Origin of the sequence: Erwinia pyri (assembly GCF_030758455.1) — a bacterium.
Taxonomy (GTDB): Bacteria; Pseudomonadota; Gammaproteobacteria; order Enterobacterales; family Enterobacteriaceae; genus Erwinia; species Erwinia pyri.
Window position 1 is genome coordinate 3,998,503 of the sequence record NZ_CP132353.1, and the last position, 25,849, is coordinate 4,024,351.

The window sequence follows — 25,849 nt, forward strand, 5'->3', positions numbered from 1 at the left end:
CAGAGCACCGGCACCCGGGATTACTGAGCGCTTCGCTGGATCGCCTGCCCACCGGCAGAGACATCTTCACCCACGCCACGCGTAGTATTACAGGCTGTGAGCACCGAAGAGAGCACCAGAACAGAAAGAATCGAAATAATACTTTTCTTTAACATGGGAATGTCCTTTTAAGGTGAAGTAAAGTACTGCGATCAAAGCATAGCCGTAATTTAGCCATATGCGCCTGACAGAAGTAACAAAAAGGACATTTTAGGACATGGAGAATTTATTTGGCGGCGTGTGAGATGGCACCACCGAGGTGCTGAACGTCCTCACCAAAACCGTGGAAGGTATTACAGGCGCTGAGCGCGCTGGTCATTAACAGTGTGACAACAAGGCGTTTTATCCACTTCATCATCTGAATCGGCTCACATCATTAAAGAAAAGGGCCTGAAAACAGGCCCACTTCCCGGCGGTTATTTTACGCGAGAAACGTATTCACCTGAACGGGTATCCACACGAATAACTTCACCAATCTGCACGAACAGCGGCACTTTCACCACGGCACCGGTAGAGAGCGTAGCGGGCTTGCCGCCGGTTCCTGCGGTATCGCCTTTCAGACCTGGATCGGTATCAGTGATCTCCAGCTCCACGAAGTTTGGTGGCAGCACCTGGATCGGCTTGCCGTTCCACAGGGTCACGATACATTCAGCATTATCCAGCAGCCATTTAGCCGCATCGCCAACGGTCTTCTCTTCAACAGGGTGCTGTTCAAAGGTTTCCGGGTGCATGAAGTGGTAGAACTCACCGTCGTTGTACAGGTAGTTCAGGTTGGTATCTACTACGTCTGCGCCTTCGGCGGAGTCGGTAGATTTAAACGTTTTCTCAACGCGGCTGCCGGTCAGCAGGCGACGCATTTTCACGCGAGCAAAAGCCTGGCCTTTGCCTGGTTTAACGAACTCGCTCGATTCGATAGCGTAAGGTTCGCCTTCGAACATGATTTTAAGACCGGGACGGAAATCGTTGCTAGAATAAGTCGCCATAAAGGCCCTCTACAATTTAATACTGGTACTTAGCCAAAAAAATGGCACACATTGTAACCCTAAATACCCCTTCGCGAGAAGAATGGTTGCATCAACTTGCAGATGTAATCACCGATCCTGCTGAATTACTGCAACTGCTAGGCCTCGATTCGCACCCGGAGCTGACGGCGGGCAATGCTGCACGCCGTCTGTTTGCCCTGCGCGTCCCGCGAGCCTTTGCGTCCAGAATGCAAAAAGGCGATCCACAAGATCCGCTCCTGCTGCAGGTCATTACCGCCAGCCAGGAGTTTATTGATGCTCCGGGTTACAGTACCGATCCGCTCGATGAGCAGAGCAGCGTGGTGCCGGGTCTGTTACATAAATATCGCAATCGTGCGCTGTTGCTGGTTAAAGGCGGCTGTGCGGTTAACTGCCGCTACTGTTTCCGCCGCCATTTTCCCTATTCTGATAACCAGGGAAACAAGCGCAACTGGCAGCAAGCCCTGGAGTATATCCGAGAGCAGCCAGAACTGGATGAGATTATTTTCTCCGGTGGCGATCCCCTGATGGCAAAAGATGCGGAACTGGCGTGGCTGATTGACCAACTGGAGCAGATCCCACACCTGAAACGCCTGCGGATCCATAGCCGTTTACCGGTGGTGATCCCAAGCCGCATCACGCATACGCTCTGCCAGCGGCTGGCACAGTCGCGATTTCAGGTGCTGCTGGTGACCCATATCAACCACGCGCAGGAAATGGATGATGAGCTGCGCGCTGCGCTGCATCAGCTGAAGCAGGCGGGTGTAACCCTGCTTAACCAGAGCGTTCTGCTGCGTAATATCAATGATAACGCCGTCACGCTGGCAGAGCTGAGTAATGCGCTGTTTGATGCCGGTGTCCTGCCCTATTACCTGCACGTGTTGGATAAAGTTCAGGGCGCGGCGCACTTTTACGTCTCCGACGACGAGGCCAGGGCCATCATGCGCGAGCTGTTGAGCCAGGTTTCGGGCTATCTGGTGCCAAAACTGGCCAGAGAGATTGGTGGCGAGCCAAGCAAAACGCCGCTGGATTTGCAGCTAAGACAGGTTTAAGCCGACGAAAAACAACAGGGGAGGATCATTGATCCTCCCCTGTTTCACTCTTAAGCGTGCGGGCTATGTTGCCTGGCGCTTATCTGACGCCATTAAGGGCACTTATAAACCTGGCCGCTCATCTTGCTGTCCAGCGGGGCAAAGCTTGACCAGATATTTTGCGTTGGGCTGGTGGCGCCATAAATCACGTTGCCGCCCATCTCTGCCGCACGGTTGCGCAGGTCGTTGGCTGCACCACGCAGCGAGCTGCTTTCGCCGCCGCCTGCACCGCTAAACCAGTTGCTCTGTTCGCCGGTCAGATTGCCCAGCATCTGGCACTCTTTTGCAGGCTGCTGGTCAGTAAAGGTAACGCGTTGACCCGCAGGGCTCAGCTCGTTTGAAGTACTGCTACAGCCTGCCAGCAGCAGGGCTGCCAGAGAAAATCCCAGCAAGACGTTAGTCCGCATTTTAATCCCCATTATTATCATCAGAGTCAGTTCTGAGCGTACCGGAATTGGAGCACTTTGGGTAAGCTTCCGTTGCCCAAAAACAGATAAATCATTGTTCGGGTTACTTCTTGCGCCATAACTTTACTATTTTCCCCCCAAAAAGAAAAACCCCCGTTAAAAAAACGGGGGTTTATCAGCGAGCTGAACCTTTTGTCTGCGACGCCAGGTTCTTTTGCCGGGAGGCGGGGATTACATCATGCCGCCCATGCCGCCCATACCACCCATGCCGCCGCCAGCACCTAAATCAGGCGCGTCGCCTTTAGGCATGTCGGTAACCATGCACTCGGTGGTGATCATCAGACCGGCTACAGAGGCCGCGTACTGCAGAGCAGAACGGGTCACTTTAGTTGGGTCCAGGATACCGAAGTCGATCATGTCGCCATACTCTTCGGTCTGAGCGTTGTAACCGTAGTTACCTTCGCCCGCTTTCACGTTGTTGGTGACAACAGAAGGCTCTTCACCGGCGTTAGAAACGATCTGACGCAGTGGCGATTCCATCGCGCGCAGCGCAACTTTGATACCTACGTTCTGGTCTTCGTTCTGGCCACGCAGCGCGCCCAGTTTAGAAGCAACTCGTACCAGTGCAACACCACCACCAGCAACCACGCCCTCTTCCACTGCAGCACGGGTAGCGTGCAGAGCATCTTCAACACGAGCTTTCTTCTCTTTCATTTCTACTTCAGTCGCTGCGCCTACTTTCAGTACGGCAACGCCGCCTGCCAGTTTAGCCACACGCTCCTGCAGTTTTTCACGGTCGTAATCAGAAGTTGCTTCTTCAATCTGCTGGCGAATCTGAGAAACGCGGCCAGAGATAGTTGCTTCTTCGCCAACGCCATCGATGATGATGGTGGTGTCTTTGTTGATTACAACGCGTTTCGCCTGACCCAGATCTTCCAGGGTCGCTTTTTCCAGCTCCATACCGATCTCTTCAGAGATAACGGTACCGCCAGTCAGCACAGCGATATCCTGCAGCATCGCTTTACGACGGTCGCCAAAGCCTGGTGCTTTAACAGCAGCCACTTTCACGATACCGCGCATGGTGTTGACCACCAGGGTAGCCAGCGCTTCGCCTTCAACATCTTCAGCAACGATCAGCAGTGGTTTGCCTGCTTTCGCTACGGCTTCCAGAACTGGCAGCATTTCGCGGATGTTGGAGATTTTTTTGTCAGCCAGCAGGATGAACGGGGTTTCCAGTTCTACTGCGCCGGTTTCTGGCTTGTTGATGAAGTACGGAGAGAGGTAGCCACGGTCGAACTGCATACCTTCAACCACGTCCAGCTCGTCCTGCAGGCCGGTGCCTTCTTCAACGGTAATCACGCCTTCTTTACCCACTTTCTCCATCGCCTGGGCGATCAAAGTACCCACGGTTTCATCGGAGTTAGCGGAGATGGTGCCTACCTGAGCAATGGCTTTGGAATCGGAGCAAGGTACGGAGAGGTTTTTCAGTTCTTCAACCGCCGCGATAACGGCCTGGTCGATACCGCGCTTCAGATCCATCGGGTTCATGCCCGCAGCGACGGCTTTCAGGCCTTCGGTGATGATGGATTGAGCCAGTACGGTTGCGGTGGTGGTACCGTCGCCCGCTGCGTCGTTCGCTTTAGAGGCAACTTCTTTCACCATCTGCGCGCCCATGTTCTCGAACTTGTCTTCCAGTTCGATTTCACGTGCTACGGAAACGCCATCTTTAGTGATGGTCGGTGCACCAAAAGATTTATCCAGAACTACGTTACGGCCTTTAGGGCCCAGGGTAACTTTTACTGCATCTGCCAGTACGTTAACGCCACGCAGCATTTTTACGCGTGCGTCATTACCGAATTTTACGTCTTTAGCTGCCATCTTAAATATCCCTTAAATTCGTTTCGTTCAATGAGTTACGCGTAATTACGCTTCAACAATTGCCAGAATGTCGCTTTCAGAAATGATCAGCACTTCCTGGTTGTCAATTTTCTCAGTTTTCGCACCGTAGCCTTCGCTGAAAATGACCACATCGCCCACTTTCACATCCAGCGGCTTAACTTCACCACTTTCCAGGATACGGCCATTGCCAACAGCCAGCACTTCGCCACGGGTAGATTTGCCAGCTGCGGAGCCGGTCAGCACGATGCCACCAGCTGATTTGGATTCCACTTCTTTACGCTTGACGATAACACGGTCGTGCAATGGACGAATTTTCATTGATAACTCTCCTTTGAGAAGTCCAATCAGGTTTTTTGGGATGAACGCCGGGCTTCACTGGCCCCGCCTCGTGACGAGAGAGATAGGGGTGGACAACACCCCTTTCAAGGGGAAAAAAATAAAAATTTTGCTTCTGCGTCACTTTTGCACAAATAATGCGCAATCCCATGCTGTAAAAAGCAAAAAGGCGGGAAATCTCCCGCCTTACGTTTCGTTACCGGCGATCCTCAGGATCGTCATGTTCAATGAGTTTGCTCTCTTTTCGCTCATACTCACCATCAACGGTGAAACCGCTATCCGGGCCTGCGCCTGCCCCGCGCCACACCTTGAGATGGGGCATCAGTTTCAGGGTCAGATGCTTCTGTACCGGTGGCAATAACAGCAATAAGCCGAGGAAGTCGGTAAAGAAACCGGGTAACAGCAGCAGGAAACCCGCCAGGATCAGCGAAACGCTTTTAATCATCTCAGCGGCGGGACTTTCCCCCACCGCCAGTTTCTGCTGCATCAGCATGAAGTTCTTCATCCCCTGGTTCTTCACCAGCGAGATGCCAATCAGGGAGCTGAACACCACCAGAAGCAGCGTCAGCAGCACGCCCATGACGTGGGCAACCTGGATGAAAATCGTAATCTCGATCCAGGCGAGAAGAAATAGGACTAAAAACGGTAACCAGCGCACCGCACACTCCTGTCAGTCAGGGCCGTCTCGCTAAAACGCGACGACAAAAAAGGGATCGTTACCGATCGTATCTTTCAGAGATGGGCTCGCCCGCCTCTGTTTTCAACCGCCGCCAGCGAATTTCATGCTGAAAGGGGATTTGTGATCCAGATCACGCTAAGCCGGACCAGCCTGAAAATAAACGCAATTTAAGTGATCTCTCTTCAGGCTTTTTGCTACTAACAGAATATGATCGTGCTCCCTCAGCCGCAAATAGATAACATGTTCGCCGAGATGTAGCAGTACCAACGATCACATTGATTGTGACCACCCATGCCCCCTGAACTTCACCTGCAGAAGGCGCCCGGCAAGGGAAGGGGCATTAACAAGAAGGTTCCCATGACTAATAACATTCGTATCGAAGAAGACCTGTTAGGTATGCGTGAAGTTCCGGCAGATGCTTACTACGGTGTTCATACTCTGCGTGCGATTGAAAATTTCTACATCAGTAACAGCAAAATCAGCGACATTCCTGAATTTGTGCGCGGCATGGTGATGGTCAAAAAAGCGGCGGCCATGGCCAATAAAGAGCTGCAGACCATCCCACGCAACATCGCTAACACGATTATTCAGGCCTGCGATGAGGTGCTGAACAACGGTAAATGTATGGATCAGTTCCCGATTGACGTCTATCAGGGCGGCGCGGGGACCTCGGTTAACATGAACACCAACGAAGTGCTGGCCAACATCGGGCTGGAGCTGATGGGGCATCAGAAAGGGGAGTATCAGTTCCTCAATCCGAATGACCACGTCAACAAATGCCAGTCGACTAACGATGCTTACCCAACCGGTTTTCGTATTGCGGTCTACACCTCAATTTTAAAGTTACTGGATGCTATCGGTCAGCTGAGCGAAGGATTCCAGCGCAAGGCTGTGGAATTTGAGTCGATCCTGAAAATGGGGCGTACCCAGCTGCAGGATGCCGTTCCCATGACGTTAGGCCAGGAGTTCCATGCCTATAACGTGCTGCTGAATGAAGAGATTAAAAATCTGCTGCGCACCGGCGAGCTGCTGCTGGAAGTCAACCTGGGCGCCACGGCCATTGGCACACGCCTGAATACGCCTGACGGTTATCAGGCGCTGGCCGTGCAGAAGCTGGCGGAAGTCAGCAACCTGCCCTGCGTCCCGGCAGAAGATTTGATTGAAGCAACCTCTGACTGCGGCGCCTATGTCATGGTGCACAGCGCCCTGAAGCGCCTCGCGGTGAAGCTCTCTAAAATCTGTAATGACCTGCGCCTGCTCTCTTCCGGCCCGCGTGCGGGACTGAACGAGATCAACCTGCCGGAGCTGCAGGCGGGCTCCTCAATCATGCCCGCCAAGGTCAATCCGGTGGTGCCTGAGGTGGTAAACCAGGTCTGTTTCAAAGTGATCGGCAACGACATGACGGTCACCATGGCTTCTGAAGCGGGCCAGCTGCAGCTGAACGTTATGGAGCCGGTGATTGGTCAGGCGCTGTTTGAATCTGTTCATATCCTGACGAATGCCTGCTCCAACCTGCTGGAAAAATGCGTTAACGGCATCACCGCTAATAAAGCGGTTTGTGAAGCCTACGTGTTTAACTCCATCGGCATTGTGACCTACCTGAACCCCTATATCGGCCACCATAATGGCGATATCGTCGGCAAAATTTGCGCCGAGACGGGCAAAAGCGTACGGGAGGTGATACTGGAGCGCGGCTTACTGACCGAGGCGGAGCTGGATGACATTTTCTCTACGCAAAACCTGATGTTCCCGGTTTACAAAGCGAAACGCTATACCGATGAAAATGAACATTAGCGGTTCAGCCCGTTAGGCCCTGAAGGCACGCCAGTTGCAAAACGGCGTGCCTTTTTTATGACACCCTACAAATTATTAACGGTTGATTATCATTTTTGACCAAGGAGAGCAGTATGTTAATACCAGAGCTGATTGTCGTGCTGATGGCGATCTATCTTGGGGCGCGGCTGGGCGGCATTGGCATTGGTTTCGCCGGAGGATTGGGCGTGCTGATCCTGACACTGGGATTCCAGCTTAAGCCGGGCGCTATCCCTTTTGATGTCATTGAGATCATCATGGGGGTTATCGCGGCTATTGCAGCAATGCAGGTCGCAGGCGGCATGGATTACCTGGTCAGTCTGGCAGAGCGCCTGTTGAGAAAGCATCCGCGACATATTACTTTTCTTGCACCGCTGGTTACCTGGTCCATGACCTTGCTGGCCGGAACGGGCCATACCGCCTTCTCTACCCTGCCGGTGATTGCGGAAGTTGCCAAGGAACAGGGCGTTCGCCCTTCCCGTCCGTTATCTATCGCCGTGGTCGCTTCGCAGATCGCTATCACCGCCTCGCCCATCTCTGCCGCCGTGGTGTTCCTGGCCGGTATTCTGGAACCCAAGGGGGTCAGCTATCTGGCCCTGCTTGCCGTCTCGATCCCCTCAACCCTGATCGCCGTTTTGCTCGCTGCGCTGGTCACGAATTTCCTGGGCAAAGAGCTGAAAGATGATGCGATTTATCAGCAGCGGCTGACAAAAGGAGAAACGGTATTAAGAGGGAGTGGCGTATTTGAGGCAAAACCCGGCGCGAAACTTTCCGTGCTGCTGTTCCTGCTGGGCATTGTGGCCGTGGTGCTCTATGCCACCGCCATCAGCGATGCGGTGGGCCTGATCGCCAACCCGGTTCTGCCCCGTAACGAGGCCATCGTGGTCTTTATGCTGACAGTTGCCGCGCTTATTTGCTTCACCTGTAAAGTGGATACGGCGAAAATCCTCTCTGCCAGCACGTTTAAATCGGGAATGAGCGCCTGTATCTGCGTGATGGGCGTGGCCTGGCTGGGCGATACCTTCGTCAAGGCGCACATCGGTGAAATTCAGCAGGTGGCGGGCGAACTGCTTAATGACTATCCGTGGATGCTGGCGGTGATCCTCTTCTTTGCCTCCACGCTGCTCTATTCCCAGGCCGCTACCACTAAGGCGCTGATGCCTGCGGCGCTGTTGCTGGGCGTATCGCCAGTCACCGCTGTTGCCTCTTTTGCCGCCGTTTCCGCGCTGTTCGTGCTGCCAACCTACCCTACTCTGCTGGCTGCCGTGGAGATGGATGACACAGGCTCAACGCGTATTGGCCGGTTCGTTTTCAACCATTCGTTTATCGTCCCCGGCACAATCGCCATTGCACTCTCCGTGCTGTTTGGCTTCCTGTTGGGCAACCTGATTTTGTAGCGCCAGCAGGGATGGCCCGCCAGGTTAAGGGGGAAATGAGGAAGATAGCGCAAGGCCTGGTTACGTCCTGACAAACCTCCCCCTGCGCCGTCATGATATAGTCTGCCTCTTAGTCAGGATTGCCATGCCGCGCTCAGGCTGAGCACGGCATGGCTCCTGCCCGATTGACTGTAACATGGAACCCGTAATGGCTAAGCGCTTTACCCACCTGCTGTTTATTCTGTTTATTTCTCTGCTAAGTACGAGCGCTTCTGCGTCACTGTTCGGACAAAACCGCACGCAGTTCGTTACGGTTGATCAGGCTTTCGCGTTCGACTTCACACAGCAGGCGAACAAACTGACGCTGAGCTGGCAGGTCAAACCGGGCTATTACCTCTATCGTCAGCAAATTAAAATCACCGCTCAGGGTGCCCAACTGGCCACATGGTCGCTCCCGGCGGGTAAGCCGCATGAAGATGAGTTCTACGGCAAAACGGAAATTTACCCCGACAGCCTGACGCTGCCGCTCACGCTGCAACAGGCAGGACAAGGTTCGACGGTCACCGTCACCTGGCAGGGCTGCGCGGCGGCGGGATTTTGCTACCCGCCGGAAACCCGTTCGGTTCCACTGAATGCCGTAAGCGCTTCGCATGACGCACCGATTACAGCGCGGAACACGGAGGCAGATGCAGCAACCGCTTCACAAAACAGCGAGGCATCGCCCACAGCGCTGAGCACACAGCCCTCTGTGCCTGAAAAGCTGCCGTTTTCACCGCTGTGGGCGTTGCTGATTGGTATTGGCGTAGCCTTCACGCCCTGCGTTCTGCCGATGTACCCCCTGATTTCAGGCATCATCCTGGGAGGGAACCGGAAATACTCCCTCTCACGCCTGTTTGCGCTGGCAATGGTCTATGTACAGGGAATGGCGCTGACTTATACGGTAATGGGCGTGATTGTTGCCGCTGCAGGGCTGCGCTTTCAGGCCGCTTTACAGGCACCGGCTATTCTGATCGGCCTCTCCGTACTTTTCATCCTGCTGGCGCTGTCGATGTTTGGCCTGTTCACGCTACAGCTTCCCTCCTCGTTGCAGACCCGGCTGACCTTGTGGAGCAATCGCCAGCGGGGCGGTTCGCTGCCGGGCGTATTTCTGATGGGCGCGCTGGCAGGCCTGATCTGTTCGCCCTGCACTACCGCGCCGCTTAGCGCCATTCTTCTCTACATCGCCCAGAGCGGAAATATGCTGGCTGGTGCAGGCACGCTCTACCTCTATGCGCTGGGAATGGGCCTGCCGCTGATCGTGGTCACCCTGTTCGGTAGCCGTCTGCTGCCGAAAAGCGGCGCCTGGATGCAAACGGTCAAGGAGGGCTTTGGCTTTGTGATCCTCGCGCTGCCAGTGTTCCTGCTGGAGAGAGTAACGGGCGAGGTGTGGGGGTTGCGTCTCTGGAGCCTGCTGGGCGTTGGCTTCTTCGGCTGGGCGTTTCTCTGCCTGCAATCTAAAAACGGCTGGCTGCGTCTGGGACAAATTTTGATGCTGACGGCGGCGCTGGTAGCGGCACGGCCCCTGCAGGATTGGGTCTTCGCTACTCCGCCGCAAACGGCGGCTGCCACCCTGAAATTTGGGCGGATAACCAATACCGCGCAGCTTAATCAGGCGCTACAGAACAGTCAGAACCGTATCACCATGCTCGATCTCTATGCAGAGTGGTGCGTGGCCTGTAAAGAGTTCGAAAAAGAGACCTTCAGCCAGCCTCAGGTTCAGCAGGCGCTTAGCCATACCCAGCTGCTTCAGGCCGATGTTACGGCAAATAATGCGCAGGACAGCGCGCTGTTAAAAGAGCTGCAGGTACTGGGGCTGCCGACCCTGCTTTTCTTTGATGCCAACGGCAAAGAGATCCCCCACTCACGCGTGACGGGCTTTATGGATGCGGCTGCGTTTGTGCAGCATTTGCAGAAACTGCCGCAGTAAACGACACTACACTGTGATTTCCCGGCCCTGAGCCCGGAAAAGGCATTCAAGAGGAGAGTCACTTGCAACGTGAACAGGTACTCGAGCATGCACTGAATATACTCGAGCAAAATGGCCTGGCGGCCTCTACCTCCTTTGCCATGATGGCGGATGGGGTAAACTGTCAGGAAGAAGATCTGCAGCGCTACTGGCCAGACCGTGAAGCGCTGCTGTATGACGCGCTGCGCTACCACAGCCAGCAGATTGATCTCTGGCGGCGCAAACTCATGCTGGATGAGACGCTGAATGCAGAGCAGAAGCTGCTGGCGCGCTATCAGGTGCTGGAAGAGGCGGTGAAAAACAACCGCTATCCGGGCTGTCTGTTTATTGCTGCCTGTAGCTTCTACCCCCAGCCCGATCACCCTATCCATCAGGTAGCGGATCTGCAAAAGCGTGCTTCATGGCAATATACGCACGATCTGCTCTCTCAGCTTGGCACTGACAACCCCACCCTGGTCGCCCATCAGATGGAGCTGATTCTGGAAGGTTGCCTGAGCCGTCTGCTGGTGAAGCGCAACGTGCAGGAAGTGGTTACCGCCCGCACGCTGGCGGAAGATGTGTTGAGCTTTGCCCTCTGCAGGAAGAATGGCGCATTAACCTGAGTAAGATTCACACTTTCTGTTTGAAAAGCAGCCAGTCAGCTGCCCTTTAGCAGATTTTTGTGACAAAGCCGTTGACGCAAGACGGCCTTTACGGTTTAATGCGCCCCGTTGCCCGGATAGCTCAGTCGGTAGAGCAGGGGATTGAAAATCCCCGTGTCCTTGGTTCGATTCCGAGTCCGGGCACCATATTCAGAAAAACCAGCCTGCGGGCTGGTTTTTTGCTTTCTGGCGTTCCTGAAACTCTCTCTTTCCCTGCTTTTTCTGCCTCTCCCCTGCTCCGCGCTGATAATTCCTCTGCTTAAAATAAATTTCCTGCCAAAGCGTTGCCTGGCAAGCCCTGCCGCCGCGTCCGCAAAAAAAAGCCGCAGCCGGACTTGATCGATCCCTGCAAATGATAATACTGTATTTATATACAGTCATTTTACGAGCTACTAACATGAACCTTCTCCAGCTTGCCGAGGTGCGGGATACCCTCTCTCTCCCGCTTTTTCTGGCCCGCGTACCCTGCGGTTCGCCTTTCTCTGCCGAGGATGACGTCGGGCAGCCTATGGACCTGAATAACCTGCTGGTCCAGCATCCCGACGCCACCTATTTTATCAAGGTGAGTGGTGAATCAATGAAGGATGCCGGCATCAACGACGGTGATTTACTGGTGGTGGATAACTCGTTGACGGCCGGTCACGGCGACATTGTGGTGGCGGCCATCGACGGCGAGTTCACGGTGAAAAAATTGCATCTGCGGCCGGTGGTTCAACTGGTGGCGATGAACGAAGCCTGGCCACCGATTGTGCTGGCCGGGGAGGAGAAGCTGGACATTTTTGGTGTGGTTACCTTCACCATTAAAGCAATGGAATAACAGAGGAATAATGCATGACGGATCGTATCAGACAGTATGTCACCGGTGAGGTTTTGTCTTCTCACGCCGCCCGTTTCCGCTCGCCTGCCAGGCGGGAAGTAAAATTTCTGTTCAGTAAATTACAGGATTTGGTACCGACCAATCACGACTGCTACCTTACCGCCTGTAACGGCAGTCTCTGTATCATCGACCGTTATCGTCCTGCCGTCGCTGGCAGCCGCGTGCTGATAGAGCTGAATGGCAAATGTGACTGGGCGAAAGTGCGGCTGCACCCGCATCAAATGGTCACGGACGATGGGGAGATTATTCAGGGTGAACAGCTGGATGAGGTGACGGTGATTGGCGTGGCGATCCGTGAAGTGGTCTCAACCTATCTGCACGCCCGGCCCTCTCTGTAACCGCTGCCACCCTCCTGTCGGGCTGATGGTAATACGCACAGAAATCACTGTTTTACGCAGCCCGGCACGGTAGACTTCCTGATTCATACCCACCAAGCCGCCGCTGCACAAACAACGGCGGCCGGGAGAACCAGGAGCAGTGTTGATGGTAAAGGATTCAGAGATCATTATCCGGCTGGAGCAGGTGCTGGGTAAAGAGCAGGTGCTGACCAGTGAGGACAGCAAAGCGTATTACACCAAAGGGTATCGGGTAGGCAGCGGCAAGGCGTTAGCGGTGGCCGTTCCACAAACTCTGATGCAGCTCTGGCAGGTTCTGCAAGCGTGCGTCGCCTGCGATAAAATTATCCTTATGCAGGCTGCTAATACCGGTGTCACCGGAGGGTCAACACCGGATGGGACGGAGTATGATCGTGAAGTCATTATCGTCAGCACCCGCCGCCTGAAAGGCGTGCAGGTTATTGACGAGGCGCGTCAGGTTATTGCTTTCCCCGGCAGTACGTTAACCGAACTGGAAAAAGCCCTGCTTCCTCACGGCAAAGAGCCCCACTCCGTCATCGGCTCATCCTGCATTGGCGCCTCCGTTATCGGCGGTGTCTGTAATAACTCGGGCGGTTCGCTTATCCGCCGTGGCCCCGCTTTTACCGAGAAATCCCTGTTTGCCCGCATCAATGCGGAGGGTTCTCTACAGCTCGTCAATCATCTTGGCATTGAGCTGGGCAGCACGCCGGAAGAGATGATTGCAAATCTGGAGTCCCACCACTACAGCACCGGCACGGCAGCAGACTGGCAGGGAAAAATCTGGGCGGATGATTACGCCGGGATCCTGCGGGACATCGAAGCCGATACCCCAACCCGCTACAACGGTAACGTTCAGTATTTGCATGACAGCTCAGGCAGCGCCGGTAAGGTCGCCGTGTTTGCCGTGCGCCTCTCCACCTTTGCTGCCAGCGAGAAAACCCGCACCTTCTATATCGGCACCAATGATGAAGCGGAGCTGGTTGCCCTGCGCCGCACGCTGCTGGCCGGGCTGACAGAATTACCCCTTCAGGCTGAGTATATTCATCGCGATGCCTTTGATTTGACCCTGCGTTACGCCAAACATATGTGTTGGGCTATCAGCCGTTTTGGTCCCGAAGCGTTGCCAGGGCTGATGACAAACAAAGCGAAATGGGATATCCGGGTTAAGAACCTGAAAATCCTCCCGTCTAATTTTGTCGATAAAGTGCTGCAGTTTGCCAACAACGTGACGCCAAAAGGGGTTGCGCCGCGCATTCTGGCCTGGCGGGATCGGTTCGAGCATCATCTGATGATCAAGGCTGAAGCGCGTCATGCCGGTGAGTTAGAGCAGCAGCTTGAGCATTTCTTCAGCGACAGGTCTGGCCGCTACTTTGCCTGCGATGCACGTGAAGAGCGGGATGCTTTCCTGGTCCGTTTTGGCGTGGGCGGCTGCACTATCTCATACTGCGATTATAAAGGGATTGATGCCGACCAGCGGCTGATTGCTTTTGACGTGGCGCTGCGCCGCAATGATACGGAATGGCGAATAAAGTTGCCGAAGGCACTGCGGGATCAGGTGCAGGAGGAGTCCTGCTGCGGGCATTTCTTCTGTTTCGTTAATCATCAGGACTATATCCTGAAGCCTGGCGTGGATGCCGCGGCGTTCAAACATGCCGTGCTTGAATATCTGGATCGGCGCGGCGCGAAGTACCCGGCAGAACACAACGTTGGGCATCTCTATCATGCCTCGTGTGAGTATGAGTCGCACATGCGTCAGCTGGATCCAACCAACAGCTGCAATCCCGGCATCGGCAAAACCAGCAGGAAGAAGTTCTGGCAGTAAACGCTGGAGGATGAGAGAAGAGCGCGGAGGCCTGGCCATCCGCGCTGACAAGGCTTACTTCGCGTAAGCCTCGGTAGAGATAGTCAGCTTCACTTCATCGCCGACGGCCGGAACATATTTATCCAGCTTAAAGTCTGAACGCTTGAAGGTGGTGGTGGCATCAAAACCTACCGCCTGCTTCTTCACCATCGGATGCATGCCCTGCTTATTCAGCACCGCATGCAGGATAACCGGTTTGGTAATATCTTTGATGGTCAGGTCGCCATACACGTCCATTTTGTTTTTCCCTTTACTGACAACTTTGGTGCTTTTAAAGGTTGCCGTCGGGAATTTGCTCACGTCGAAATAGTCTGCGCCTTTGAATTCTGTGGTCAGCGCATCAACGTGGGTATTAATGGTTTCTACCGGAATGGAAACGTCCACTTTTGATTTGGCGACATTGCTGGCATCGAAATCGATATTACCGGTGATATTGGAGAGATCGGCCGTTGGATGGGAGAAACCGAAGTGGTCCCAGGCTACCACAACCGAGGTGTGACCTGAATCCATCGCATAGCTCTCAACCGCCGCAGCAGAAAACTGGGAGTAGAAGGCGGCGGTAACCAATAACGGTAGGGTAATTTTTTTCACTAATGACATCAGACTTGCCTTTATTTTCTCGAAATGTGGTTACGATAGTGCAAGATTATTCCCGCTGCCGATAGTGAAGATATTTGACCGGGTTGGTCAAAAAGATTAGACGACAGGCAGGCGCTATTTCTCCCCCGGCCTGCCGTCGTCCATCGCTGATGCCCAATCAGCTGTTAAGTTGCGGCTTAGCCTTGCACGAAAGCTTTTACCACCTCCTGCCAGGGTGTGGTTGGGCGACCAATCAGTCTGCTGAGAGTCTGGCTCTCATCAAACAGCGCACCTTTGGCCGCGTTAGCATCGGAGTCAGCCAACATCTCTGCCAGCCCCGCCGGCAGACCTGCTCCTTTCAGCGCCTCTGCAAACGCCTCCTGAGAAAGATTGATGTACTGCACCTCTTTGCCGCTCTGCTTAGCAATCTCCGCAGTGAATTCCGCCAGCGTATAGGCCGTATCCCCCGCCAGTTCGTAAATCTTGCCTGCCGCATCACTGCTGGTGAGCACTGCGGCGGCGGCTTCCGCGTAATCCTGACGGCTGGCAGAGGCAATTTTTCCCTCTGCCGCAGCCCCAATAAAGGCGCTGTGGGTGAGCGCGGGCGCAATGCTGGCGGCATAGTTTTCAGTGTACCAACCGTTGCGCAGAATGGCGTAAGGGAGGCCGGAAGCGATCAGTGCCTGCTCGGTGGTACGGTGCTCGCCGCCCAGCCCCATGGGCGTGGTGTCCGCATGCAGCAGACTGGTATAGGCCAGCAACGACACGCCTGCTTCCTTCGCCGCTGCAACCACCGCCAGGTGCTGAGCCTCACGAGCGCCCACCTCATTCGAGGAGATTAACAACACTTTATCCACGCCGCTGAAGGCGCTGACTAAGGTTTCAGCATCGCTATAGTCCGCTTTACGTACCTGCACTCCCAGACCAGCAAGGTCAGAAGCTTTCTCCGGTGAGCGCACGGCGGCAACTATTTCAGCCGCAGGCACTCTCTTCAGTAAAGCGTTGATCGCTAAACGGCCCAGCTGGCCAGTTGCTCCGGTTACAGCAATCATGTTGATCTCCTTATTGGCTTTTCAAATGCGTTAACAGCCTGCAGGCCACTAAATCGCTTTCACCCCACCACCCTATGCCATACACTAATTAAAAGTAAGTACTTACAGGAATGTTAGTGTGATAAAAAATGAAAATAGCCCGACCCTGTCGCTCAGTGAAAAGTTCCGCCGTGGCGAACTGTTTGACGCCAACTGCCCCTCAAGGGAGGTGCTTAAGCGTCTGACCAGCCGCTGGAGCCTGCTGATTCTGGTGGCGCTGGAGGATGACACCTTAAGGTTTAGCGAGCTCAAGAGAAAAATTGGCGGCATCAGCGAAAGGATGCTGGCGCAAACCCTGCGTTTTATGGAGGAAGATGGCTTTGTCGAGCGCATCGCTTATGAGGTGATCCCGCCGCACGTAGAGTACCGGTTGACGCCAATGGGTCAGGAAGTACGCGGCCAGGTGGTCGGTCTGGCCGACTGGGTTGAGATGAATTTGCAGCAGATTATGGTGCATCGCCAGCAGTTTTCCGGCGGCTGATCCCGCTTTCTGTGCCGGATAAGAGCAGACTTACAGCGTATAAGAGCGCTAAAACGAGGAGAAAAATGAGTTATCCAAGAACAGGCGTAGGCATTCTGATTGTGCGGGAAGGCAAGCTGCTGCTGGGCAGGCGCACTGGAAGTCACGGTGCCGACAGCTGGTCAACACCCGGCGGTCATCTGGAATTTGGTGAAACGCCGGAACAGTGCGCGCGTCGGGAAACGCAGGAGGAGACTGGCCTTCAGATTGGAAAAGTGACAAATCTTGCCTTCACTAACAATTTCTTTACCGCTGAGAATAAACATTACGTGACGCTTTTTATGCTGGCGGATGAGGTTACCGGAACGCCAGAGCGCTGTGAGCCTGAAAAGTGTGCCGGCTGGGCGTGGTTTTCCGCTTCTGAATTACCGCATCCTTTGTTCGCCCCGCTTGAGACATTGCTTCAGGAAGGCAGTCTGCTGCCAGTATTAAACGGCGCGCTTAACTGCGCCTGAGCCTGTTAATTTCCTTTGCGTGGGTGACGTCCGTCAGTGAAATGAATAATTTATAGTTAAGTTTTAATAGGTTAACCAAAATAGAGCCGATCTATAAGGCGAACATCTGGTGAGCCGGGCTGACTGGCAGTAGAGTGAAGATCCCCTTTATTGACGAGCACGTGCGATGACCAGCCTGGCCCCGATTATCAATTTATCTGCCCACCCGATTAACGATGCTGACTACCAGGCGCGCTGCAAACAGTGGCTTGATGAGAGCGGTGCACTGGTGCTGCGAGCGTTTCTGACAGAGGATGCGCTGAAGCGTGTTCGTCAGGAAGGCGAGGAGCATCAGCATCTTTCCTACTACGCGGCCAGCAAACACAACGTTTATCTGAAAGCGCCAGACGAGGCGTTTGCCCCCGATCATCCGCGTAATTACCAGATCACCTCTTCCAAAGGGTGCATTACAGATGAGGAAGTGCCGGAGAACTCACCGCTGCGTACGCTTTACAACGCGCCAGCGTTTAAGGCTTTCCTCTGCAGCGTACTGGGCGAACAGCAGCTCTATCCCTATGCTGATTCCCTCTCCTCCATCAATCTGCACTATGCGCATACCGGGCAGGAGTTGGGCTGGCATTTCGATAACTCCTCCTTTGCCATCACGCTGCTGATCCAGAAGCCTGAAGCGGGCGGCGTATTTGAATATGTCAGCAATCTGCGGGATGCCGAAGCGGGAGAGATGAATTTCGACGGCGTGGAGCAGGTGTTGCAAAACAAGCGGGCCGTGGAGAAGCTGGCGATCAATCCGGGCGATCTGGTGCTGTTTCGCGGCCGTAATGCGCTGCATCGCGTGACGCCAACCGAAGGCGAGACCAGCCGCATGCTGGTGGTGCTGGCCTATAATGCTCAGCCCGATATTGCCCTCTCCGAAACCGCCCGAATGACATTTTACGGGCGCCTGTAACCGTCTGAGCGTGGTGGGAAAGATACCTGTTACGGGCGTCTGTAACCATTAAACCCAGGGAAAAGGTCTGAACTCTCTTTTCCCTGGCACCCGGCAAATTTCCCTCTCCGGTATCGCCCCTTTTCTGACCACTGCACCACAACGGCGCACCGTTTTAAGGCATTGAGACTGACTGGCGCGGCAAGGTGCTCTGTAAATCAACAGGTTATTTTTGGCACTTATTTTGCAATCTCATTTAATGGAACTTAATCCCATTTTTTGAGACTTGCCTATGTCCATTCTGGAGACCACCGCCAGCATTTTAAAATTGATGGTATCGCTACAGGGCGGTATCCGCATCAGCGATCTCACTACCCAGCTGGGCATGCCGAAAAGCACCGCCTCACGGGTAATGAATCAGCTGGAATCCTACGGCTACGTTGAACGTGATGAATCCAGAGGTGTGTTTCTGCCTGGCCCGCTGATCCTCTCCGCTTCTCACCTGGTTAACCGCCAGGCGCCGCTGAGTGAGCTGGTGGATAACGCGCTGCGCTCACTGTGCGAGCAGACCGGCTACACCGGCTATATCTCCATGCTGGACGATCAGGAGATCCTGGTTTTACGGGTGATCCACGGGCGACAGGCGCTGCCGGTAGTGACCTGGCCCGGTTCCCGCTCTCCGGCCTGGGGCACCTCAACCGGACGGGCTTTACTGGCGCGACTGACTGACGCGCAGCTGCGGACTTTTTTCACCAGCCCGCAGGTGCAGGCCCAGCTTAGCGGAACAGACCACACCATTGAGACACTGCTGGCCGCTGTCAGCCAGACCCGGGAGGCGGGTTTTGCCACTGCGGTGAATGAATCGGTAGCGGATACCGCCTCGGTCAGCTGTGCCGTTGGCGACCCCACGACGCATGAGGCGGTCGCGTTTTGCCTCTCTTTTCCCCAGACGCTGGCACAGCCGGAAGAGCTGCAGCGCATCGCCACCCTTTTAAAAGAAACCGCCCTGCTTATCGCCCAAAAAACGGGTGACGTGCTGGTAACCCACCAGCCTTAACTTTTGCCAATACCAGGAGAATCACCGTGAGCCAGACTGTGCGTTCAAAAACATCACACGACGAAACGGGGGAACACCCCCGTACCTTCGCCCCTGCCACGCTGCTGCTCCTGCTGGCGCTCAGCGTGTTTGGTGCGATCATCGGGGTTCAGCTGTTAACGACCCTCGGCGTGACGCCGAATACCTCCATCATTGGCGCGATGGTCGCGATGGTTATCGCCCGCATTCCGCTGCAGTATTTTGCGCGCTTCCGTTCCATACATATTCAGAATCTGGCCCAGAGCGCCACCTCCGCCGCGACGTTTGGTGCAGCCAACTCCCTGCTGCTGCCCATTGCCATTCCCTGGCTGTTTGGGCGTCAGGATATGGTGATGCCGATGTTTATCGGCGTGGCCTTAGCGATGCTGCTGGATGGCTATCTGCTTTATCGCCTGTTCAATACCCGCATTTTCCCGGCAGAGGGGGCCTGGCCTCCTGGCGTGGCTGCTGCGGAATCGATCAAAGCGGGCGATCGGGGCGGAAAGCATGCCGCGCTGCTGGGCGTGGGCATTGCTATAGGTGCTGTTGGCTCCTGGTTTAAATTCCCCATGGCGGCGCTCGGTACCGCCTTTATCGGCAATATCTGGGCGCTGGGCATGCTGGGCATCGGCTTCCTGCTTCGCGGCTACTCGCTGCCGATGTTTGGCCTTGATATCAACAAGCTCTATATCCCGCACGGCATGATGGCCGGTGCCGGTCTGGTGGCGCTGTTCCAGATCGTCAGGCTGGTGCGAAGCGGCAAAACCGAGGCGTCACCTGCCGCTCAGCAGCAGGCGACTTTGCCAGAAGCGCAAAATATGCAGATCGGTAAAACGCTGCGTTTCGGTGCGCTCGGCTTTGCGCTGATCTCGGTGCTGATTGCGCTGACCAGCGGTCTTTACGCCCACCTCTCTCTGCCCTGGCTGCTGGCATTTATGGTTTACGCCGCCTTCGCCGCCTTCCTGCACCAGATGATTGTGGGTCTGGCGGCGATGCATTCTGGCTGGTTCCCGGCCTTTGCCGTGGCGCTGATTACGCTGCTGACAGGCATTCTGATTGGCTTTCCGCCGGAAGCGCTCGCCATGCTATGCGGCTTCTCGGCAGCAACCGGACCAGCCTTTGCGGATATGGGCTATGACCTGAAAGCTGGCTGGATCCTGCGCGGTAAAGGGGAATTTACCTCTTTCGAACTGGATGGCCGACGTCAGCAGCTGCTGGCCGCGATGCTCGCCTTTGTGGTGGCTATCCCGGTGGTGTTTTTCATCTACAAAGGCTATTTCGCCCAGGGACTGGTGCCGCCGGTTGCCAAAGTTTATGTCGCCGCCATCAATGCGGGCGTGTCGATGGAGATCGCTAAATCACTGCTGATCTGGGCCATTCCCGGCGCGCTGATCCAGCTTATCGGCGGCCCGGGTCGCCAGATGGGCGTCCTGCTGGCGACCGGCCTGCTGATCAACAACCCGCTGGCGGGCTGGGCGGTGCTGATCGGTATCGCCATCCGCACGGTCTGGATCCGCGTTGGCGGTGAACCGGCGCGCAACAAGATGGAAGTGCTGGCCGCCGGCCTGATCGCGGGTGACGCGCTGTTCAGCTTCTTTAGCTCGGTGCTACCGGGCGGAAAAAAATAATTCAACATTAAGGGAAAATCATGAGCTTATATCAAACTTTGCAGGTATTTGAGTTGCTGGACAGCGCCTGGGCCAGCGGAGAGAAAGTGCGGGAGCTGCTGGCGGGTTACGCCAACGTAGAGGTGACCGTAAAAGAAGTTAAGGGCGAGAAAGGCACCACCGATTTTATCAAAATCTTTATTCCGGGCTTTGAAGGCAAGCGACTGGGCGGCTCCGCGCCTACGCTGGGTATTGTAGGACGACTTGGCGGAATTGGCGCCCGTCCGGGACGTATCGGGATGGTTTCCGATGCGGATGGCGCGGTAGCGGCGGTCGCTTCCGCGCTTAAACTGGCGGAGATGCAGCGCCAGGGGGACAGCCTGCCGGGCGACGTGATTATCACCACCCATATCTGCCCGGATGCGCCTACGCGCCCGCATGAGCCGGTCGACTTTATGGATTCGCCGGTAGAAACCGAAGAGATGAACCAGCAGGAAGTCTCTGAAGAGATGGATGCGGTGCTCTCTATCGATACCACCAAAGGCAACCGCATCATCAACCATAAAGGTTTCGCCATTTCCCCGACGGTGAAGGAGGGCTATATCCTGCGCGTCTCGGAAGATCTGCTGCGGGTAATGGAGATGACTACCGGTAAACTGCCCGTCACCTTCCCGATCACCACCCAGGATATCACCCCTTACGGCAACGGCGTTTACCATCTGAACAGTATTCTGCAACCTTCCATTGCTACCCGCGCGCCGGTGGTTGGCGTAGCGATCACCGCCGAAGGCATCGTGCCGGGCTGCGGCACCGGTGCCAGCCACGAAGTGGATATCGCGCTCGCCTGCAAATTTGCAGTGGAGGTTGCGAAAGAGTTCTCCCGGGGTAGCTGTCAGTTCTTTGATGCCACTGAATACCAGCACCTGCTGGATCTCTACGGCTCGCTGGCTCACCTGCAGAAGCGCCAGCCGGGGGCCTGAGATGAAAGCTCGCAAAATTGGCACGCTGACCATAGGCCAGGCGCCGCGCAGTGATATCACGCCCATTCTGGACAAGGCATTGCCGGACCATGTTACCTGCCTGCACGCGGGCGTACTGGACGGCCTGGATGACGCCACCATTGCTGCCCGTTTCCCGGTTGAGCCTGGCGAGGCGGTGCTGACTTCACGCCTGCTGGATGGCCGGGCGATAGTGATGGGAAAAACGGCGGTTGGCATTGCCGTCCAGCAGAAAATTAGCGAGCTGGCGGCGGCAGGCTGCGAAATGGTGGTTCTGCTCTGTACCGGAGAGTTCCACGGGCTGCATGGCGATGGCGCATGGTTGATCGAGCCGGATCGTATTTTACCGCCAACGCTTAATGCGCTGGTGGGCGATCGTCAGGCCGGGATCCTGGTGCCGCTGGCTTCACAAATCGCCAGCGAACTGGAGAAGTGGAAAGGGGCTGCGAGGAAGCCGGTGTTTGCCGTAGCCTCGCCTTATACCGCGACAGAAGAAGAGATCGCCGCCGCTGCCCGCTCGCTGGCTGAACAGGGCGCAGAGATCATTCTGACCGACTGCATGGGCTACACTGGCTGGCATCAGGCCATCTGCGCCCGTCACGTCGACCAGCCGGTGGTGCTCTCTAACCAGCTGCTGGCCGATCTGCTACGCAACGTATTGTAAAAGGAGCCATCATGAAACTGCTGTTATTAAGTAATTCTGCGTCACCCGGTTTGCGCTACCTTGAGCATGCCGTCCCGCTGGTCGGACGCGATCTGAAACCGGGACAGAAAGTGGTGTTTATTCCTTTCGCCGGGGTTACGCAGAGCTGGGATACCTACACCGATAAAGTGCGTGACGCTTTTCGCGATCTGAATATTGAGATCGTCGGGGTCCACACGCTCTCCGATCCGCAGGCGGCGATCGCAGCAGCTGATGCCATTATGGTAGGCGGCGGCAACACCTTTAATTTGCTGAAAGAGTGCCGTGCACGCGGCCTGCTGCAACCCATTGCCGAAGCGGTGAAAACGGATACCTTCTATGTTGGCTGGAGCGCTGGCTCCAACCTCGCCTGCCCCACTATCCGCACCACCAACGATATGCCCATTGTCGATCCGGGCGGCTTTGATGCGCTGAACCTCTTCCCACGCCAGATCAACCCCCATTTCACCAATGCGCTGCCAACGGGGCATCAGGGCGAAACGCGCGAACAGCGCATCCGCGAGCTGCTGGCGCTCTCGCCAGAGCTGGAGGTGATTGGCCTGCCGGAAGGAAACTGGATCGAGATGAACGGTGACCAGGCTTATGCTTATGGCCCTCATCCGACGCTGCTGTTTAAAGCGGGTGAAGAGGCTATCACGCTGCCAGCCGGCGAGCCGCTGCTCTGAGAGGAAAATTATGCTGGGGATTATCCGGGTGACCTATGACGCTCCTCATCCTTTCAAAACATTGTTGTAGCACCAGCTTGCTCCCCGCTAAGCCTGAGGGCTGAAATCTTCAGCCCTCACTTATCAATAAACAGCTCAACCGGCACCCCGAAACGGCGGGATAATGCCCTGATATGTTCAATTGTCAGCTTGCGATCGCCGCTTAAAATACGGCTCACCAGCGACTTTTTACCTATTTCCTGCTCGAAATCACTCAGTTTAAGCTGATACTGATCGATCAGGGTACGAAGTACCCCAACGCCTGTATGAATAGCTTTGAGACGAGCATTGAAGGCCGCAAATTCCGAAGAGAGGCTTTCATAAAGATCGATTTTATCGCACAGCAATGCCAGCAATGGGTTATCCGGATCGTTCTCCACCAGATATTCGGCCAGCTGCAAAGCCTGTTCATAATCTTCACGTTGCTGGCTTCCGGCCAACAGGGGAACCCTGTTCATAAGCTGCTGCGAACTGGCAAGCGCTTCAGAGATCATTGATGAGACTCCCGATACTTTTTGATTAATTTGTCATACTCCGCATGTGAACAAATGTGCTTAATGAAAATTTTCCCCCGCTCAAAATCAGCAAAAAACAGCACCCGAATATGATTTCCCTGCAGATCAATTACCCACCATTTATTCCGATACTTCATTCAGTCAAGACTGGGATACAGACGCTTCAACTCCTCAGGCGTTGCGAAATCATGTTTACACAACTGGCGATAGAGTAACGTTAATGCCGAAGCGGCCTGGGGATAAAGCCTTGCCGCTACATTGAACGGATTTCTTGAGATGACATGCACTCCCTGCCCTCGTTCGTTTCCATGTTGGAAACAGTCTGGCATAAAGCATCAATGTTGACAACAAGGAAACTTAACGCACAGGGTGAGCATCGGGCTGCGTTAACGCCGTCCATGCCCTGACGAAGATCTGTCGGGTACGCAGCGCGATCGTTACCTGCCAGTCAGGATCGTCAGGATAGAAGCCGTCGAAAAGATCCCGCTTGATCTGCAATCCCTGTTCGCTGGCCGGATCGCCAAACAGATGCAGCCAGTGATCGTTACGCACGCGGCGATGCATCTCTTCGCCTTCCAGCGTCCCGCACTCTACCACCAGCTGAAGCAGCTGCGTTTGCGGCAAATTATCCAGCATAAACTGAGAGAGGTAGCCGGTGGCCGTGGCGGTTACGCCCGTTTCGCTGTCGCGGCCTGCGCCGGTAATCAGCACCGTTAACCAGGCGCCAAAGATCGCTCTGGCCTGCTGCAGCGCCGGATAGTCATGCTCTGCTATCGCCATCAGCATCGGATGACCGTAAGCGCCCGCGCCGGTATGCAGGTCGAAACTGACGATCTCTTTCGCCCGGGACAGATGATGGTCAATAATGGTTTTCATCGTAAGATGCGACCAGCTCGCCTGCTGCCCGCCATAGAAGATGCCGTCGGCATACTGATACTGTCCGGCCTCAACAATGCGCTTAACACCTGCCCAGCCCAATGTTTGCCGTTTCTCCAGCAGCAGCGCATCCGCCTGCGCCCGCTCCGGCCCGTCAATATCGCGGCAGGTATACACGGCGTGCAGTTCACCATATGCGTGATTATCGGGCGGCCCAGCCACGAAATTGATGAAGTTACGGTTGAGATCGGCATTATCTTCATTCACCCGACGTAAATGGGCGGTGCCCCAGGGGTTAATCAGATGCACCATCACCAGCGCCACGTTGTCCGGCATCGCTGCAGCCTTAACCGTTTCCAGCCAGGCTATCTGGCTCTCTGAGCCGTAATAGCCCTCCACGCCATGCGTGCCGGAGACAATAAGCATCAGCTTTTGCGCGGCGGGATCGCCCACTACCGCAACATCGGTAAATAATGTTTCGCCATGCGGTCCGGAGAGAGGATGCGGATAAGCGGTATTCGCCCCACCCGCTCTCGCTACGGCGGCCAGAAAGCGCGCCCGCTGCGCGCTGTAATCAGGAAGAGATCGCATCAGGCTCACTTCTGCAGGTGGTAAACATCAAAGCTGAAATATTTCTTCGCCAGCTTGTCGTAAGTGCCATTTTTATGCAGTTCCGCCAGCGCGGCGTTAATCTCGGCAACCCGTTTGGTATCCTCTTTACGCAGACCAATCCCCACGCCTTCACCAAAATACTCTTTGTTATAGAGCGTGTTGCCGCTGATCTGGTAATCCTTGCCCTGCGGAGATTTCAGGAAGCCCGTTTCCGCCGCTGCGGCACTGGTCAGCGTCGCCTCCACGCGTCCGGAAGCCAAATCTGGCCAGATCTCTTCCTGATTAGGATAAGAGACCACCTGGATGCCTGCGGAAGCCCAGACAGCTTTAGCGTAAGTTTCCTGCGTCGTGCCCTGCGCCACGCCGACCGTTTTGCCTTTTAGCGCAGCAGCATCCGGCGTCAGACCGCTATTCTTTTTCGTCACCAGCGCGCTGGGGGTGTTGTAAAGCATATCGGTGAACGCTACCTGCTGGCGGCGCTTGTCGGTCATCGCCATTGCCGAGAGGATGGCATCAAATTTACGCGCCTGTAGGGCGGGAATAATGCCGTCGTAACCCGTTTGTACCCAAACGCACTTCACCTGCATCTGATGGCAAATTGCGTTGCCCATCTCAATATCAAACCCGCGCAGGCTGCCATCCGGCGCTTTGGATTCAAAAGGGGGAAAAGTGGGGTCAACGCCAAAGCGCAGCGGCTCGGCGGCAGAGGCGCTGGCGGCAAACAGCACCAGAGCAGTGAGGACAAATTTTTTCATTCAGGGCTCCCGGGAGAAAAAGCGTAAAAAACGTTCATATCTTTCATACCATGA

29 protein-coding genes, 1 tRNA gene and 1 pseudogene are annotated in these 25,849 nt (G+C 55.2%); 17 read left to right on the forward strand and 14 right to left on the reverse strand.

The window, feature by feature from the left end:
• Positions 1 to 20: 20 nt before the first annotated feature.
• The 3 genes from Q3V30_RS18945 to efp form a co-directional block, all read right to left on the reverse strand.
• The gene (locus tag Q3V30_RS18945; RefSeq protein ID WP_306208431.1) at positions 21 to 155 is read right to left on the reverse strand and encodes an entericidin A/B family lipoprotein; all 135 of its coding nucleotides are present in this window, start codon (positions 153 to 155) and stop codon (positions 21 to 23) included.
• A 110-nt stretch (positions 156 to 265) separates the two neighbouring features.
• Positions 266 to 397 carry an entericidin A/B family lipoprotein gene (locus Q3V30_RS18950; RefSeq protein ID WP_306208433.1) on the reverse strand — a complete coding sequence of 44 codons (132 nt, stop codon included), beginning with the start codon at positions 395 to 397 and terminating at the stop codon, positions 266 to 268.
• A 58-nt stretch (positions 398 to 455) separates the two neighbouring features.
• Positions 456 to 1,022, reverse strand: coding sequence for an elongation factor P (efp, locus tag Q3V30_RS18955; RefSeq protein WP_034891518.1), 567 nt, complete (start codon positions 1,020 to 1,022; stop codon positions 456 to 458).
• A gap of 41 nt (positions 1,023 to 1,063) precedes the next feature.
• Between efp and epmB the strand changes: the two genes are divergently transcribed.
• Positions 1,064 to 2,092 (forward strand): EF-P beta-lysylation protein EpmB, encoded by a 1,029-nt coding sequence (gene epmB, locus Q3V30_RS18960; protein WP_306208436.1) that lies wholly within the window; start codon positions 1,064 to 1,066, stop codon positions 2,090 to 2,092.
• Between the two features lie 92 nt (positions 2,093 to 2,184).
• Here epmB and Q3V30_RS18965 read toward each other — a convergent pair whose 3' ends face one another.
• The 4 genes from Q3V30_RS18965 to Q3V30_RS18980 form a co-directional block, all read right to left on the reverse strand.
• The gene (locus Q3V30_RS18965) at positions 2,185 to 2,538 is read right to left on the reverse strand and encodes a DUF4156 domain-containing protein (RefSeq protein WP_306208438.1); all 354 of its coding nucleotides are present in this window, start codon (positions 2,536 to 2,538) and stop codon (positions 2,185 to 2,187) included.
• A gap of 231 nt (positions 2,539 to 2,769) precedes the next feature.
• The gene (gene groL, locus Q3V30_RS18970; protein WP_306208440.1) at positions 2,770 to 4,416 is read right to left on the reverse strand and encodes a chaperonin GroEL; all 1,647 of its coding nucleotides are present in this window, start codon (positions 4,414 to 4,416) and stop codon (positions 2,770 to 2,772) included.
• Positions 4,417 to 4,461: 45 nt separating this feature from the next.
• A complete protein-coding gene (locus Q3V30_RS18975; RefSeq protein WP_034891529.1) occupies positions 4,462 to 4,755 on the reverse strand; it encodes a co-chaperone GroES in 294 nt (97 codons plus the stop codon).
• 214 nt (positions 4,756 to 4,969) lie between these two features.
• Positions 4,970 to 5,431, reverse strand: coding sequence for an FxsA family protein (locus tag Q3V30_RS18980; protein ID WP_306208443.1), 462 nt, complete (start codon positions 5,429 to 5,431; stop codon positions 4,970 to 4,972).
• Positions 5,432 to 5,809: 378 nt separating this feature from the next.
• Here Q3V30_RS18980 and aspA point away from each other — a divergent pair, with 378 nt between their 5' ends.
• The 5 genes from aspA to Q3V30_RS19005 all read left to right on the forward strand — a co-directional run bounded on the left by aspA (position 5,810) and on the right by Q3V30_RS19005 (position 11,433).
• Positions 5,810 to 7,246, forward strand: coding sequence for an aspartate ammonia-lyase (gene aspA / locus Q3V30_RS18985; RefSeq protein ID WP_306208445.1), 1,437 nt, complete (start codon positions 5,810 to 5,812; stop codon positions 7,244 to 7,246).
• Between the two features lie 113 nt (positions 7,247 to 7,359).
• The gene (locus tag Q3V30_RS18990; protein ID WP_306208447.1) at positions 7,360 to 8,661 is read left to right on the forward strand and encodes an anaerobic C4-dicarboxylate transporter; all 1,302 of its coding nucleotides are present in this window, start codon (positions 7,360 to 7,362) and stop codon (positions 8,659 to 8,661) included.
• A gap of 187 nt (positions 8,662 to 8,848) precedes the next feature.
• On the forward strand, positions 8,849 to 10,606 hold the full coding sequence (locus Q3V30_RS18995; RefSeq protein WP_306208449.1) for a protein-disulfide reductase DsbD: 1,758 nt from the start codon (positions 8,849 to 8,851) through the stop codon (positions 10,604 to 10,606).
• A gap of 62 nt (positions 10,607 to 10,668) precedes the next feature.
• Positions 10,669 to 11,247 carry a transcriptional regulator gene (locus tag Q3V30_RS19000; protein WP_306208451.1) on the forward strand — a complete coding sequence of 193 codons (579 nt, stop codon included), beginning with the start codon at positions 10,669 to 10,671 and terminating at the stop codon, positions 11,245 to 11,247.
• A gap of 110 nt (positions 11,248 to 11,357) precedes the next feature.
• Positions 11,358 to 11,433, forward strand: a tRNA-Phe gene (locus Q3V30_RS19005).
• Between the two features lie 3 nt (positions 11,434 to 11,436).
• Here the strand turns inward: Q3V30_RS19005 and Q3V30_RS19010 are convergent.
• Positions 11,437 to 11,685 carry a hypothetical protein gene (locus tag Q3V30_RS19010; protein ID WP_306208453.1) on the reverse strand — a complete coding sequence of 83 codons (249 nt, stop codon included), beginning with the start codon at positions 11,683 to 11,685 and terminating at the stop codon, positions 11,437 to 11,439.
• On the opposite strand from Q3V30_RS19010, the gene umuD reads away from it, so the two are divergent.
• From umuD to dld, 3 genes are all read left to right on the forward strand, one after another.
• Positions 11,684 to 12,103: a translesion error-prone DNA polymerase V autoproteolytic subunit gene (umuD, locus tag Q3V30_RS19015; RefSeq protein WP_306208455.1), complete on the forward strand. Its 420-nt coding sequence runs from the start codon at positions 11,684 to 11,686 to the stop codon at positions 12,101 to 12,103. The two genes, Q3V30_RS19010 and umuD, sit on opposite strands and share 2 nt — an antisense overlap.
• 14 nt (positions 12,104 to 12,117) lie before the next feature.
• Positions 12,118 to 12,501, forward strand: a complete 384-nt coding sequence (locus Q3V30_RS19020; RefSeq protein WP_306208457.1) for a hypothetical protein — start codon at positions 12,118 to 12,120, stop codon at positions 12,499 to 12,501.
• Positions 12,502 to 12,646: 145 nt separating this feature from the next.
• Positions 12,647 to 14,341, forward strand: coding sequence for a D-lactate dehydrogenase (dld, locus tag Q3V30_RS19025; RefSeq protein ID WP_306208459.1), 1,695 nt, complete (start codon positions 12,647 to 12,649; stop codon positions 14,339 to 14,341).
• 54 nt (positions 14,342 to 14,395) lie between these two features.
• Here dld and Q3V30_RS19030 read toward each other — a convergent pair whose 3' ends face one another.
• Together Q3V30_RS19030 and Q3V30_RS19035 are read right to left on the reverse strand one after the other, a co-directional pair.
• Positions 14,396 to 14,980, reverse strand: a complete 585-nt coding sequence (locus tag Q3V30_RS19030; protein WP_306208461.1) for a YceI family protein — start codon at positions 14,978 to 14,980, stop codon at positions 14,396 to 14,398.
• Positions 14,981 to 15,156: 176 nt separating this feature from the next.
• Positions 15,157 to 16,011: an SDR family oxidoreductase gene (locus Q3V30_RS19035; protein WP_306208463.1), complete on the reverse strand. Its 855-nt coding sequence runs from the start codon at positions 16,009 to 16,011 to the stop codon at positions 15,157 to 15,159.
• Between the two features lie 118 nt (positions 16,012 to 16,129).
• On the opposite strand from Q3V30_RS19035, the gene Q3V30_RS19040 reads away from it, so the two are divergent.
• From Q3V30_RS19040 to pepE, 8 genes are all read left to right on the forward strand, one after another.
• Positions 16,130 to 16,531 (forward strand): winged helix-turn-helix transcriptional regulator, encoded by a 402-nt coding sequence (locus Q3V30_RS19040; RefSeq protein WP_306208465.1) that lies wholly within the window; start codon positions 16,130 to 16,132, stop codon positions 16,529 to 16,531.
• 65 nt (positions 16,532 to 16,596) lie between these two features.
• Positions 16,597 to 17,025 carry a nucleotide triphosphate diphosphatase NUDT15 gene (locus Q3V30_RS19045; protein WP_306208467.1) on the forward strand — a complete coding sequence of 143 codons (429 nt, stop codon included), beginning with the start codon at positions 16,597 to 16,599 and terminating at the stop codon, positions 17,023 to 17,025.
• Between the two features lie 166 nt (positions 17,026 to 17,191).
• Entirely contained in the window at positions 17,192 to 17,971 is a 780-nt protein-coding gene (locus Q3V30_RS19050) for a HalD/BesD family halogenase (RefSeq protein ID WP_306208469.1), read from the forward strand.
• A gap of 271 nt (positions 17,972 to 18,242) precedes the next feature.
• Positions 18,243 to 19,007 (forward strand): IclR family transcriptional regulator, encoded by a 765-nt coding sequence (locus tag Q3V30_RS19055; RefSeq protein WP_306208471.1) that lies wholly within the window; start codon positions 18,243 to 18,245, stop codon positions 19,005 to 19,007.
• Positions 19,008 to 19,033: 26 nt separating this feature from the next.
• Complete coding sequence (locus Q3V30_RS19060; protein WP_306208473.1) at positions 19,034 to 20,653, forward strand: OPT/YSL family transporter; 1,620 nt, start codon at positions 19,034 to 19,036, stop codon at positions 20,651 to 20,653.
• Between the two features lie 20 nt (positions 20,654 to 20,673).
• A complete protein-coding gene (locus Q3V30_RS19065) occupies positions 20,674 to 21,612 on the forward strand; it encodes a DUF1177 domain-containing protein (protein ID WP_306208475.1) in 939 nt (312 codons plus the stop codon).
• Between the two features lies 1 nt (position 21,613).
• On the forward strand, positions 21,614 to 22,294 hold the full coding sequence (locus Q3V30_RS19070) for an AroM family protein (protein ID WP_306208477.1): 681 nt from the start codon (positions 21,614 to 21,616) through the stop codon (positions 22,292 to 22,294).
• 11 nt (positions 22,295 to 22,305) lie between these two features.
• Positions 22,306 to 22,998, forward strand: coding sequence for a dipeptidase PepE (pepE, locus tag Q3V30_RS19075; protein WP_306208479.1), 693 nt, complete (start codon positions 22,306 to 22,308; stop codon positions 22,996 to 22,998).
• Between the two features lie 116 nt (positions 22,999 to 23,114).
• On the opposite strand, the gene Q3V30_RS19080 is transcribed toward pepE, so the two are convergent.
• The 4 genes and pseudogenes from Q3V30_RS19080 to Q3V30_RS19095 form a co-directional block, all read right to left on the reverse strand.
• Positions 23,115 to 23,531, reverse strand: coding sequence for a helix-turn-helix domain-containing protein (locus Q3V30_RS19080; protein ID WP_306208481.1), 417 nt, complete (start codon positions 23,529 to 23,531; stop codon positions 23,115 to 23,117).
• Positions 23,528 to 23,839: pseudogene (locus Q3V30_RS19085) on the reverse strand (type II toxin-antitoxin system HigB family toxin). Before Q3V30_RS19085 ends, Q3V30_RS19080 begins: the two are co-directional and overlap by 4 nt.
• A 70-nt stretch (positions 23,840 to 23,909) precedes the next feature.
• Entirely contained in the window at positions 23,910 to 25,019 is a 1,110-nt protein-coding gene (locus Q3V30_RS19090; RefSeq protein WP_306208483.1) for a DUF2817 domain-containing protein, read from the reverse strand.
• Between the two features lie 5 nt (positions 25,020 to 25,024).
• On the reverse strand, positions 25,025 to 25,795 hold the full coding sequence (locus tag Q3V30_RS19095; RefSeq protein ID WP_306208484.1) for an ABC transporter substrate-binding protein: 771 nt from the start codon (positions 25,793 to 25,795) through the stop codon (positions 25,025 to 25,027).
• Between the last annotated feature and the right edge of the window lie 54 nt (positions 25,796 to 25,849).